Here is a 12,641-nt window from a genome sequence, read left to right as displayed (position 1 = left end):
ATAGCCGTCGACACCCTCGGCCTCCCCGTGGTGATCACGGTGACACCCGCCGACATGACCGCCCCCGACGCGGCCCGCGAGCTCCTCTGGCGCCTACGTGTCATGCAACCGCAGATCACCCGGGTCTGGGCCGACTCCGCCTACGCCTACGCCGGCCAGCTCGTGAACTGGTCCGACGATTTCCTCAAGATGACCCTGAAGACCGTCTCCCGGCCCCGCGGCTCGAAGGGGTTCGTCGTCCTGCCACGTCGCTGGAAAGTCGAACGCACCCTCGGTTGGATCATGAAATCCCGCCGCAACGTCCAGGACTACGAACGCCTCCCGCAAAACTCCGAGGCCCACCTGACCTGGGCATTCATCACCCTCATGACCCGGCCTCACCCGCAAGGGACCCGCGCCGACTGGACGAAGAAGCAGCCCGTAGCGAATAGTTAAGCCGTGGCGATGTGACACCTCCGGTGTCTGCACCGCCCCCGGTCAGTGCAGTTGGGCGAACTCGTCGGCGAGCATGCCCATCATCACGACATCGTGGTGCCGACCGGAGAAGTACACGAGCTCACGCAGTCGGCCCTCCTCTACGAAGCCGAGCTTACGGTGGAGAGCCAGAGACGCTTCGTTGTGCGCGAAGATCCGCACCTGGCACTTGTGGTATCGGTGCTCATTGAACATGAAGCGAAGCAGCACGGCCGCGGCTTCTGCCGCGTAACCCTTGCGACGATGCTCAGCACCGATCGTGATGCCGTACTCGAACCAGCCCGCACGCGCGTCAGCCTGGTGCGAGCCGACGGCCCCGACTATCTCTCCTGTGTCGACGGCTTCAACTGCCAGCTGGAAGCGGTCGCTATCAAGCTTGGCAGTCGCGCGTTCATTGGCCCAGACGCGGTATCCCTCCGCGGACCGAGGCGGGCTGACCAGGTCCCCCAGCCCCTCCTCGTCTTCCGCGAAGCGCATGAACGCAGTCGCGTCACCAGGCTCGATACCACGCAGACGTACCCGCTTACCTACCCAAAACGATGTCATCCCGTATTGGATCATTCCGTGCTTCGCAAGTCCAGGCTTTCTGGATGATTCCTCGGCCTGTGACCTGCACTTTTGGCTTGTCAGACACTCATTCAAGTTCCGGTGACGTTGCGCCGAATGCCGCTGCGACGTAGGGGGCGCTGAAAGCTCAGATAGCGGTCCAGCTCATCGCCCTGCCTACCCGGGCCACAGCCTGAGAGGGGCAGTCGCTTCGCGGTCACGACCACGGCCGTGCCGCTGTTAGCGTCCGTCCCGGAGCGGCTCGCAGACGAGCGGGCGTGCCTTCGCTGGTGCCGCGTCCTGTGTGCACAACAGTGATCACGTGAACCGCAGGACCATCCCCCCTGCTCATCGCCGTGCTCCTGGCTGCTACACCGCATCTTGTTGACCGGTCAGCCCATTCCGATGACACCAACTCCACCGCGCCGACCTGTCCTCACAGATCCCCCACACCGCCATGGACCAGCACAGATCAAGCAACCGAATCACGTGACAGGCCATGCGGCCTGATGGACAAGCAGATGCGGCGTCATGGCCGGGCGCCGAGCAGTATGTGTGAGACTCCCTCTGAATGATCACTCGGGGGGAGTTTCGCGTTGAACGCGCTGTTGAAGAGGGTGTGGATCGGACTGGCCGCGACCTTGATCGTGAGTCTGGCCGCCGTGGTCCTGCCGGACCACGTCCAGGTAGACGACGACGGGCGCATCCACCTGGGCGCGCCCGCGCCCACGCCGCCCCCATCCACGGCGGCGCCCACACCGGAGTCCACGTCACCGCCCCTCACGCGGGACGCCGTGGACGAGGTGATCCGGACCGCGGTCAGCGCGGCGGGCCTCGACCCGGCGCAGGGCCGCCCGACCGGCGCGGCCGGCGCCAACTCGAACAGGACGGGCTGGATGGCCGTCCGCGAGAAGACCGCCGCACAGTCGGAGATGAACTCGATCTGCGCCGACCTCGAGCGCCAGGGCTGGACGCTGAACCCGAACGGCGACCGCCCCGACGCCTCCCGCAGCTACAAGCGCGGGGGCTGGTACCTGCTCGTGAGCACGCGCGGGAAGACCCAGGCTCCGTCCACCACCTCCGCCTTGACCGACTCGCAGACCTACCTGACCCTGACCGGGCTCCAGCTGAACCTTTCCGACATACCCCTCCCCGAGATCACCGTCCGCATCGGCTGACCCCTTGATACGGCCGAGGGCACGGCGCTGCTACCCGAGCCAGACGATGTCCAGGACGGACAGGTGCCGGGTGAGGCGGTTGACCGTGTAGACGACGGACAGCTGCCCGACGGACGAGGCGCGGACGCAGGCCGCCCCGACCACCGCAGCGCCCGCGCCGCCGACGGAACTGTCCCTCGAGGAACGCCTGGCGTTCATCAACGCGGCGACGACCGTGCGCCTGGACCAAGCGGCCATCGCCTACGAGGTCAACACCGCGCACGTCCCCACCGAGCCCGTCGACCTGGCCGACATCATCGTCGGCCCCCTCGATACCGGGCCCGCCCCGCTGCCCGAGCTGTACCCGACGCCGGTCGCGGCCCTTCTGCCGGGCGCCCACCACCGGCTGCTCACCGGCGGCAACTCACCGGCGGCTGGTGCTCCGGCGCCCTGGTCGACGAGGACGGCGCCCGCTGCATGCTCGGGGCCATCCGGCTCGAGGGCCGCGGCGACAGCGGCCTGGAAGACGGCGCGGCCGCCGTGCTCCTGGACGCGATCCGCCGCAAGTTCGGCGACGACGTCGGCTCCGTGCCGTCCTTCAACGACGCCCACGACTCCGGCCGCGCATCCCGATGCGAATGCTCGACCAGGCCGTCGGCCTCGCCGACACCCGCGGCCTCTGACTCCCTGCTCCGGACCACTTGCCTCGCACCCGAACCCACGGGTCGGGTGCGCCAGGCCCTCCGGCCTGCGCACCACCGCCCACCACACCAACCCAGCGAGGGAGACGCCCCGCCATGCAATCCGATGACAAGCCCATCGACGGCCAGCACGCCCCGAACAGCCCGGACTTCTTCGACCTGATCGACCAGACGCCGCCGCTGTCCGACGTGAAGGACGCCAACTTGTCCTCCGGGACTACGCCGAGTCCGGTGCGCCCCCAGCTCTGTTGACCTCGACTCCGGCACGGCGGTTATCCGCCCCGTGCTGAGCGCCACGAGCAGGTACGTCGCGCCGTAACGGTTCGTTACATCACCATCCGCCCGCGCACGACTGCCAGGAGTTCTCGGTTTCCTCCAGCCTCGTGCATCCACTGAGCCAGCAGAGGCTGGTCGTCCTGCCGGACTGTTTCCCCCGCACCAGCCCGCCGGGTCCACGCCTTGGCGACCGACAGCCGATCAGCAGGTCAAGTTGGTCTGCTTACCGACCAACTTCCGTAGATGCATGAGCTCGGAGCGTATTTCTACTCCAGCAGCTTTTTCCTGGTGCAGTAACTTGCCAACACCCCCTGAGAATGACCAGCTGCCGCAGAACAGGACAACCGGAGGATCATCCATGCCCCGAGAGGCGCCGTACCTCGCAGTAGCCGACGTGCTGCGCGCACGGATTCTTGCAGGAGAGTGGGAGATCGGGGAGCGTCTGCCGTCCCGGGCACAGCTCGCTGTGGAGTACGGGGTCGGACGCAACGTCATGCAGAGGGCCATGGACCGTCTGATCAACGAAGGTCTCCTCGAAGGACGCGCCGGCTCGGGCACCTACGTCCGCAGGCCGCGAGAGCGTCTGCGGCTGGTCCGCTCGCGGCACCGCGAACGCCGGAAGGGCTCTCCCTCTTGGCCCGACAGGAGGGAGCGGGGCAGGGCCGACGCCTGGGATTCACACAGTCAGGTGCGCGTTCCCGCCCCCGAGTCAATCGCCGAGCGGCTCGCCATCAGCTCCGGGGACCTCTGTGTCAATACACACTACGAGTTCCTCGCCGACGGGCAACCCGTCCAGCTTTCCGAATCCTGGGAGCCGATGGCTATCACGGATGGAACGCCGATCGTACTGCCCGAGATGGGCCCCCTGGCGGGAAAGGGCGTGGTCGAGCGCATGCGTTCCATCGGCGTGGTCATCTCGACTGTGGCCGAGGTGCCGCGCCCAGCTCGTGCCACCCAGGCGCAGGCGAACCTCCTGGGGATCAGCGTGGGGGACCTCGTGCTTCAGATCGAGCGGACCATCTTCGACACGGATGGACGTCCGGTGGAAACGGCCGACATGGTCATTCCGGACGTGCGCCGGGAAGTGGTCTACGAGTTCGGAGTCGACTGTCCGTAGTCGTGGCAGCCGTTAGAGAGACAGCAAAAATTCGACAGTTGGGTATTCCATGGAAAACTCCTCCCGGCTCGGCCTCTTACGTAATCGGGACTTCGGGCGCTTGTTTGCTGCCACTGCGCTCGGTCAGCTGGGTGACCGCATCATCTTTCTGGCCTTGCCTCTGGTTGCCATCGCGGCATTGCATGCTGACGAGTTCCAGGTGGGCTTACTGGTCGCGATGACTTCGGCAGGATCGCTCCTGGTCGGGTTGCCAGCGGGTGCGTGGGTGGACCGCATGCGGAAGCGGTCGGTGATGATCAGCACTGATCTCGCTCGCGCGCTGTTCCTTTTGACGGTTCCGGTGGCGTGGTGGGCGGGCCTTCTTACCATCTGGTGGCTCTATTCAGTTGCCTTGGTTCATGGAGTGTTGACTGTCTTCTTCGATGTTGCCTACGTCAGCTATCTCCCGCACTTGGTGGGACGAGGCAATCTTGTGGAAGGAAACTCAAAACTGTCGGCCATACGCTCGGTGACCAGTATCAGCGGGCCGACGGCGGCAGGGCCGCTGGTCGGCCTAGTTGGAGCTCCTGCAACGCTTTTGGTGAGTTCGGCCGGGATGGCCATGTCGGGACTGCTCGCGATCACCATCCGGAAACGCGAACAGAAGCCGGAGCCGAGCGAGCATCCTCAATTGGCTCGAGAGATCAAGGAGGGGCTGAAGTTCGTCGTCAAGTACCCTACGCTACGTGCAATTATGCTGGGGGATGCGATATTCAACCTCTTCCTGGCCATGTATCAAACCATGTTGCTGGTCTTTTTGGAGCGGGAGATAGGTCTCCAGCCATTTGGTATCGGCCTCATTTTGTCGGGAATGGGTTGTGGCGCTTTGCTGGGTGCACTGTTGGCAACCAGGTTCTCCAAGCGGGTCGGTCAAGGTCCGGTCATCTGGCTTGCGTCGCTGGTTACCTGCCCGTTGACCGTGCTCATGCCGTTGGCGCGAACGGGTTGGAGCGTGTATTTGGCTGCGATCGGACTCGCGGCTCTTTCGCTGGGTGGAGTCGTCCGCGTGGTGGCTCAGTCAAGCTTTCAGCAGGCCCTGACGCCGGATCGGCTTCTGGGCAGGATGAGCGCAACAGCTCGATTTGTTTCCTGGGGTGGCATTCCTCTTGGTGGGCTTTTGGGTGGAATCTCGGGCTCTGTGTTCGGGGCAGCAGGCACTTTGTGGATTGCTGCAGCCGGTATGACGCTGAGCGTCCTTCCCAACTTCCTGTCACCGCTTCGAACAATGCGCACGTATGACCTTTTGGGCCAAGGGTTGTCAATCAGACGTGAAGTTGGCGCGGTCGAGGGGGATGATGACGGCTGATTGTTTGGTGGCCTGCTCGCGCAAGGCTGCATTTCAACGAGCAAGGCGGCGATGACTTTAGTGCCGCGACGACCTTGTCCTGGAGCTGCTGTCGCTCTTGCCGGTCATTCTTGATTTGGCAGCCATGACCTCCCCCACCCCCTCCACAAGACCCCAGCCCGTCACCTGGGCCCCCAGCATGCAGCGCTCCAGGGGTGACCAGACTGCTCGCCTTGATTCCTCGCACGCATGGCCTACTTGGAGGGGAAAATCGTAGAGTGAGCGGATGGCTTCCCCCAGAGGGATCTTCCGAGTCGAGGTGCTACAGCACCTCTTGACCGACCTGTGTGCCTCGCCGGTTGCTGTCGACCGTTGGGAGCGGGTGGATCCGTGGGCTGTCGCGCGGGTCTGGCTCCGAAGTACTGCCCCGCTGCCGCGCTCCGTCATCGTCAAGTGGATACCGGACGGGCTACGCGAATCGCGAACCGCCTCATGGCGGCTGCGTACCGAGCTGGCCGCGCTCCAGTTCCTGAGCGAGGACCTCGGGCTCGACCTCGTTCCCGGGGTCATCGCCGCCGACACCGCTGCCGGGTTCCTCGTCCTGGAGGACCTCGCTCCTCGCGTGTGTCTGGACCAGCTGCTCCGACGGGACGGAGCTGCAGCGCACGGCGACCGACTGGCCGCGTTCGCCCGTGCCCGCGGTGTGCTGAGTGCCGCCACCGCCGGGCAGGCCGACAGCTACTACGCCCGCAGGGCCGAGCTGGGACCGGTTGACCCTGCGGCGGACCGGGTAGGACGACTCGCCGGTCTTCGCGCGGGAGCGATCGGGCACGCCTCGGCGCTCGGGGTGCCCCTCAGCGGCCGGGCCGCCCACGAATGCACCGCGGCTCTCGATGAGTTGGCCGCTCCAGGCCCGTTCCTCGCCCTCAGCAACGGGGACGCCGAAGCCAACAACATCCTGCTCCACCCCTCCGGCGCGGCCGACGCCCGCCTCATCGACTTCGAATTCGCCGGCTACGCCCACGCTCTGACCGATGCCGTATGCATGTACGTGCCCGGCCCGGCCTGGCTGAGCGTGGGTGACCCGACCACCACAGGCATCACTGACCAGTACCGCAGCGCCCTGGTCCGCGGCATCCCGGAGGCCGAGGACGACCAGCGATACGGACACGGCCTCGCAGCCGCCTGCGTGTCCTGGGCGCTCATTCGGCTACAACGTTTTCCCCTGGTCGACACCCGCTCACCAGGCGACCACAGCCGACTCCAGCTCATCGCAACACTGGAAGCCTCCGCCCACACGGCCCAGGCCCACAGGAGACTTCCCCACCTCACCTCCTGGCTCCGCCGCGTCGCCGCCGTGCTGCGTCGCCGCTGGCCCGACGCCGACCAGGACTTCACCGACTCGGCAACTTTCCCGCCCTACCGGGCTCGGCACTGATCCCGAGCATCCCCCTCACAGCTCTCGCCCCAGTGCCCCGGATGAACCGGATGAACCGGATGAACCGGATTGAAGCAACCCGCAATTGCCACACGCCGCCGTTGATAGCGCAAGCAAGTGGAGACCACGAGCTGGGGCTGACGATCGATGATCGTCGCGGTATGCCGGGTGTATGAGGTATCCGCCCCTCCGAGGCCCTGCCGACCCGTAGCGGTACTCAGGTCGGTTGGAGACAGAAGGGTTGTCGGACTTCCCGGCACCCCTTGGCTGCCGGGGCTGACCTGTGGAAACAGGCCGCTGCCGGAAGTTGGGCGGGGAGGCGGCCGTGGAGGGGCCTGTGGAGGAGGCGGGCTCGGCCCGGCCAGGTGGTCCGGCAGGGGTCTGTTCGGCGGTGGTGCCGGGGCGGCGCTGGCGTTCGGCGGTGGTCATCGTGTCCCCTTCACTCCGGTCGAGCGGCCGGGTCGGCGGTGGACCAGGCCCACGCGCACCTGTCAACGCATCAACGCGATCAGGCCGTCCCCGAGTACCGCTGGCGCCAGGGAACCGCGAGGCGTGGCCACGGCTATTGGTCTGTGCAGGGTGTCGGGGTCGCGGTTGAAGTCGCCCATGGCGGCGAACTCGTAGCCCGCGGCGGCTGCCTGGCCTCTGTCACGAGCAGGGTCAAGCTGGCCATGGTGTCTCTTGACCGCGTTCCTGGCGGGGCCGCCGACGGGGGAGGACTGTCTATCGGCTGGACTTGCCGGGCGTGGGGCCGTCGGGCGGTGCGTCCCTGCGGTGCCCTCCTCCGCCGATGCCCTGGCGGTCGGGGGTCCGGGCGTCGGCCCGGCGGGGCGTGTCGCCGTACTCCTTGCCGACCGCGAGGTCGAGAAGTGAGAGTTCGACGTGGAGGGCAGGCCGGCACTCCTGCGGCAGCGCCGCGAGGAGGCCTTCGAGGAGGGCCCGCAGGCGCCTGCACACCTGGACGGAGGTCACGCCGTAGTCGCGGATCTCGGTGACGGCGAGCTGCAGGTAGTCCTCCCATGGCCGGCCGGGCAGGACGAGGCGCGGCCGTCCTTGGTCGTCGGCCAGCACGTAGCTGCTGCGCAGTCCGACGCGGCCGACGGTGTGCAGGAACGTCTCGATGTGGTTCAGGACCTGGACGGCCGTGGTGGGGTCGTTGACGGCGGGAGAGAGCGCCCGGATGGCGATGTCGACGAGGATGCGCAGGGCGAAGGCCGGGTCCTGCTCGATTGTCCGCTCGGCGCCGAGCGCGAGCAGGCCGGTCACCCGGTGGGGATCCGGCAGGGGTGCACTGCCGTGGATCTCCACGACGGTGGCGCCGGACGGTACGAAGTCGCCGATGGAGGCGGCCAGAACGAGGACGCAGTCGTGCCGGGCGGCGAGCGAAACCATGCCGGGTGCGTTGATCGCCTGGATGACGCCGCCGCGTTCCGAGCGGATGCGGCCCGTCGGGGCGCTCGGTCGCGGAGTTGCGCCGGGCACGACGGATTTCCCTGCGTGCGCCGCGGCGCGCTCCAGAACACGTTCGCCCAGGCGTCCCACGATGTCGGCGATGGCCACCGGGCGCAGGTTGTGGGTGAAACGGTTGAGGTAGATCAGGAGGAGAAGGAGGCTGGCCGAGACGGCGACGCCGGCCAGAGTGACACCGAGGTTGGGGACGGAGTTCTCCTCGATGCTCCTGAGCAGGGTGTAGGCGAACGCGAAGGTGCCGGTGAACGTCGCCAGTACGGCCTTCTGCAGCCGGTCGCGGTACCAGAGCCGCATGTAGCGGGGGGAGAGTGTGCCGGTGGCCTGCTGGATGACGAGGACGCCGATGGTGACGACGAACCCGAGCAGCGCGACCATGGAGCCGACCACGGAGCTGAGGACGCTGCTGGCGGTCGTGGCGGAGTAGTCCCAGGTCTTCGGCAGCCAGGAGGCCCCTTCCGCGGCGGCCGCCGCTGCGGCCAGAGCGACGCCGAGCACCAGCCCGAACAGCGGGACGATCCACAGGCTGGCCTTGGCGTACTGCTGTAACCGGAAGCGGGCGGCCCAGGACATCATGCCGGGCCCAGCAGGACGGCGGTCTCGTTCGGGAGCGGCGCGATCGGCTGGGTCTCGGTGACCGGGGCCAGTCGGCCGTCGGCGCTGATGACGAACAGGACGTCGTGGTCCGGGGGGATCGGCAGGGATCCCGGCTGCACGTGGAAGCGGGCGCCCTGCGCGTAGCGGGCCGCGAGGTGGTGCCGGACGAGTTCGCGGCCGAAGAGGATGTCGCCTCCCGTGTAGGGGGCGACCACGCCGTGGCTGTCCCGGGGCGGACCCACGCGGTAGACGGGGCCTTCGACGTTGTCCTTGACGACGACGGAGGCGAGCGCGTTGAAGTCGTCGTCGTCGGTGAGCAGGAACACGGCCGTGACGCCCTCCAGACGGGCCCGGGGGTTGGTCGCGGTCGCCAGCATCTCCCCGTGCGCGAGCTCGATGCCGGCCCTCGTGATCCGCTCGCGTTCCTCGTCGAGTCCCGCCCACATCAGCACGTCGAGTCCGACCGATTGCAGGGCCTTTCCCAGGCCGATCACCCACTCGTCGCCGCCGACGAGGAGCGGCCGGGTCCGGGCCGGCCGGATCACGCCGAGTCGACGGGCGACGGGTGCGGCGGTCAGCGAGTAGACCAGGACCGTTCCCACGATCACCAGGAAGGTGATCGGAACGATCTTGGCGGCGCCGGGCAGTCCCTTCTGCACCAGGCCGGCGGCGAACGTGGACGCGGTCGAGGCCGCGACGATGCCGCGAGGCGCCATCCAGCCGAGGAAGCCCCATTCGCCCGGGGTCAGGTCGGAGCGGCGGGCGGCGGCGAAGGCGATGAGCGGCCGCAGGACCAGGACGAGGACGAGGATCAGGATCAGTGAGGGGACGAGCACAGGTGCCACGGACGCGGGGGTGACGGCGGAGGAGATCGAGATGAACAGCAGACCGATGATCAGCTGGACGAGTGTTTCGAGGAAGGGCCTGCGGGCCGGCATGTCCAGGCCGGGGAGGTTGGTGACGGCGAGTCCGGTGACGATGGCGGCGATGAGGCCGGTGTCGTCGCGGGCGATGTCGCAGCCTGCGGAGACTACGACGACGGTCGCCAGCTGGGCCAGGGTGCCGAGCGTCTCGCCGAGCCGGAGCACGCGAAGGGACACCCAGAGGAGGGCGGTGCCGACCGCACCGCCCGCGATGCCGACGGCCATGCTGATCAGGAACTGCCCGAGCTGGTAGCCGCGTCCGATGTCGATCCGGCCGGTGGTGGCCACGGCGTGGAAGACGATGGCGCCGAGGATGCCGCCGATCGGGTCGGTCAGGGTGCCCTCCCAGATGAGGATGCGCCGCAGCCTGTCCGTCGGCCGGACGTACTCCAACAGAGGGCCGACGACTGTGGGTCCGGACACCACCAGGATCGTAGCGATCATGGCAGCCACTCTGAGCGGGATGCCGAAGAGCGCCGGGCCGATGGCCGAGACGGCGAAGAAGGTGGCCAGGATCCCGATGATCAGCAGTTTGACCACGATTCCGCGGGTGCGGCCGGTGAGGTTGCGCGGGTTCAGGCCCAGGCCGGCGTCGTAGAGGATCACGGAGACCGACAGCGAGACCAACGCCGGGAAGTCCGGGCCCACGAGCCGCCCGGGGTGGATGACGTCGGTCAGGGCGCCCGCGGTGAAGCCGACCGGCAGCAGCACGATCAGCGCGGGGACCCGCAGCTTGTTCGCCAGCACCTGCGATCCGGCGGCGAGGGCCACGGTCAGGGCGATGCCCAGAAGGATGTCCTCGTCGGTCACGTGAACCCTCCTCCTCGCCACGTCGGGGTCTAGGGATCAAACCGCGTCCTCCAAACCCCACGTCGTCCATCGCGACGGACACAGACAACGGCCACCCGATCAGCCCTCCTGCGCACGAACACCCGAGCTGATGAACAGTGACCCCAATCGGTTTGCCCAAGGCTCTCGGGCAACGGTGGGTGAGCGTGCCACGCCGCTGCGGGACCGCTCCGGGAGCAGCTGTTGTCGTTCCGACTCTGTTGGCGGTGTCTTCGCTGGTCAGGCATAGGTTCGGCGATTCGGCGGGATTGGTGGCGTGTCGCCTCGTCGCTCCCCGGGAGATTGCGGATGCCGTCGGTTGTCGGACTGTTGGAACAGCACGAGCTCGCTGCCCGCCGTCGAGTCGACGGGTTGCGTGAGGAGGCCCTGAGCCCCGGGCGGCCGGACCGGCCGTCAGTGCGGGATGGTCCAGCTCTTGAGGAGTCTGCGGGCGGCTCCGCTGTTGCCGAGCCGGTAGAGGGCGACGGCGGCCGGGTGGACGTCGAAGTCGTTGAACGGCTCGGTCTCGATGGCCTTGAGGTCATCGAGCGTGGCGAAGCCGACGGTGACGTGGGCCGTGTACTTCCCTCGCCCGCTCTGGGCTGGGACGTATCCCTCGACCCAGTCGCGGGTACTCCGGCTGATGCCCTCGCCTGGGTCGGTGACGGAGGCCGCAGCCGTGCCGCAGGACTCGGTGAAAGGGGTGAGACGTCGTCCAGCTCAGCGGTGCGCATGTAGCGCTGGAGGGTGGTGATGTGCGGCTGGTGGGAAGCGGAAGCGTCCAGGGCGAACCCGTCCGGAACGCTCTCTGAAGCAACGGCATTTGCCGGCCCACCGCCCGGGAACCGGCCCGCCGCGGCGCAGCCCGTGGGCTACCGTCGGTTCCATGGAGCGAATCCGAGCGGTCCTGATCGACATCGACGGCGTCCTCACCGTCTCCTGGAAGGCCCTGCCCGGGACGGTCAGCGCCATGGAGCGGCTGCGTGCGGCCGGCCTGCGCATCGCGCTGGTCACCAACAACACCTCCCGCACCCGGGCCTCCATCGCCACGCGCCTGGCCGGCCTCGGCTTCCCCGTCGGTGCCTCGGACGTCCTGACCGCTCCGGCCGCCACGGCGGCGTACCTGCGCGAGAACTTTCCGGGCGCCCGCTGCCTCCTGCTCAACAGCGGTGACGTACGGGGCGACCTGCCGGGAGTCACCCTCGTCGACGAGGGTGACGCCGACGTGGTCGTGCTCGGCGGCGCGGGCCCCGAGTTCGGCTACGAGGCCCTCAACCGCGCCTTCCGGCAACTGCAGCGCGGAGCCCGGCTGGTGTCCATGCACCGCAATCTGTACTGGCGCACCGAGGGCGGCCTCGACCTGGACACGGGGGCCTTCCTCGAGGGGCTCGAGAAGGCATCGCGCACCGAGGCGGAGGTGACGGGCAAACCGGCGCCCGCGTTCTTCGCGAGCGCCCTCGCCCACCTGGACGCCGATGCGTCCGAAGCGCTGATGGTCGGCGACGACATCGAGTCGGACGTGCTGGCCGCCCAGCGGTCCGGCGTCACCGGCGTACTGGTGAGGACGGGCAAGTACCTCCCCGAGACGCACCGGGCCGCCTCCGGGACCCCGGACCACGTCCTCGACTCCTTCGCCGACCTGCCTGCCCTTCTTGGCGCCGGTCCCGATCCCGGTCCCGTTTCCGGTTCCGGTTCCGGTTCCGGTTCCGGTTCCGGTTCCGGCAGGAGCAGACCTGGGATGTAGCCATTGAGCACGGCGGTTCCGGGACGGTCCGCCGCGCAATCCCGATGCC

General features: G+C 67.9%; 12 protein-coding genes. 8 read left to right on the top strand and 4 right to left on the bottom strand.

All coding sequences use genetic code 11. The features are described 5' to 3' along the window. Positions 1-27 precede the first annotated feature (27 nt). A complete protein-coding gene (locus ACZ5WG_RS23430) occupies positions 28-435 on the top strand; it encodes a transposase (protein WP_468725637.1) in 408 nt (135 codons plus the stop codon). A gap of 42 nt (positions 436-477) precedes the next feature. Here ACZ5WG_RS23430 and ACZ5WG_RS23425 read toward each other — a convergent pair whose 3' ends face one another. Then, on the bottom strand, positions 478-1,035 hold the full coding sequence (locus tag ACZ5WG_RS23425; protein ID WP_468725635.1) for a GNAT family N-acetyltransferase: 558 nt from the start codon (positions 1,033-1,035) through the stop codon (positions 478-480). A gap of 581 nt (positions 1,036-1,616) precedes the next feature. Between ACZ5WG_RS23425 and ACZ5WG_RS23420 the strand changes: the two genes are divergently transcribed. After that, the gene (locus ACZ5WG_RS23420; RefSeq protein ID WP_468725634.1) at positions 1,617-2,198 is read left to right on the top strand and encodes a hypothetical protein; all 582 of its coding nucleotides are present in this window, start codon (positions 1,617-1,619) and stop codon (positions 2,196-2,198) included. A 30-nt stretch (positions 2,199-2,228) separates the two neighbouring features. Here the strand turns inward: ACZ5WG_RS23420 and ACZ5WG_RS23415 are convergent, their stop codons facing one another. Then, the gene (locus tag ACZ5WG_RS23415; RefSeq protein ID WP_468725632.1) at positions 2,229-2,396 is read right to left on the bottom strand and encodes a hypothetical protein; all 168 of its coding nucleotides are present in this window, start codon (positions 2,394-2,396) and stop codon (positions 2,229-2,231) included. A gap of 258 nt (positions 2,397-2,654) precedes the next feature. Here ACZ5WG_RS23415 and ACZ5WG_RS23410 point away from each other — a divergent pair, with 258 nt between their 5' ends. The 5 genes from ACZ5WG_RS23410 (at position 2,655) to ACZ5WG_RS23390 (ending at position 7,033) form a co-directional block, all read left to right on the top strand. Continuing rightward, entirely contained in the window at positions 2,655-3,041 is a 387-nt protein-coding gene (locus ACZ5WG_RS23410; protein WP_468725631.1) for a DUF6197 family protein, read from the top strand. Beyond that, positions 2,975-3,130, top strand: coding sequence for a hypothetical protein (locus tag ACZ5WG_RS23405; RefSeq protein WP_468725990.1), 156 nt, complete (start codon positions 2,975-2,977; stop codon positions 3,128-3,130). Before ACZ5WG_RS23410 ends, ACZ5WG_RS23405 begins: the two co-directional genes overlap by 67 nt. Before the next feature lie 382 nt (positions 3,131-3,512). Beyond that, a complete protein-coding gene (locus ACZ5WG_RS23400) occupies positions 3,513-4,271 on the top strand; it encodes a GntR family transcriptional regulator (protein WP_468725629.1) in 759 nt (252 codons plus the stop codon). A 49-nt stretch (positions 4,272-4,320) separates the two neighbouring features. Continuing rightward, positions 4,321-5,616, top strand: a complete 1,296-nt coding sequence (locus ACZ5WG_RS23395; protein ID WP_468725627.1) for an MFS transporter — start codon at positions 4,321-4,323, stop codon at positions 5,614-5,616. A gap of 265 nt (positions 5,617-5,881) precedes the next feature. Then, a complete protein-coding gene (locus ACZ5WG_RS23390; RefSeq protein WP_468725625.1) occupies positions 5,882-7,033 on the top strand; it encodes an aminoglycoside phosphotransferase family protein in 1,152 nt (383 codons plus the stop codon). A gap of 723 nt (positions 7,034-7,756) precedes the next feature. Here the strand turns inward: ACZ5WG_RS23390 and ACZ5WG_RS23385 are convergent. Further along, the gene (locus ACZ5WG_RS23385; RefSeq protein WP_468725623.1) at positions 7,757-9,076 is read right to left on the bottom strand and encodes a DUF2254 domain-containing protein; all 1,320 of its coding nucleotides are present in this window, start codon (positions 9,074-9,076) and stop codon (positions 7,757-7,759) included. After that, the gene (locus tag ACZ5WG_RS23380) at positions 9,073-10,830 is read right to left on the bottom strand and encodes a cation:proton antiporter (RefSeq protein ID WP_468725622.1); all 1,758 of its coding nucleotides are present in this window, start codon (positions 10,828-10,830) and stop codon (positions 9,073-9,075) included. Before ACZ5WG_RS23380 ends, ACZ5WG_RS23385 begins: the two co-directional genes overlap by 4 nt. A gap of 904 nt (positions 10,831-11,734) precedes the next feature. Between ACZ5WG_RS23380 and ACZ5WG_RS23375 the strand changes: the two genes are divergently transcribed. Then, on the top strand, positions 11,735-12,592 hold the full coding sequence (locus ACZ5WG_RS23375) for a TIGR01458 family HAD-type hydrolase (RefSeq protein ID WP_468725620.1): 858 nt from the start codon (positions 11,735-11,737) through the stop codon (positions 12,590-12,592). Positions 12,593-12,641: the final 49 nt, after the last annotated feature.

This window comes from Streptomyces sp. NPDC032745 (assembly GCF_055579465.1).
This window is presented reverse-complemented; position numbering and strand designations above follow the sequence as displayed.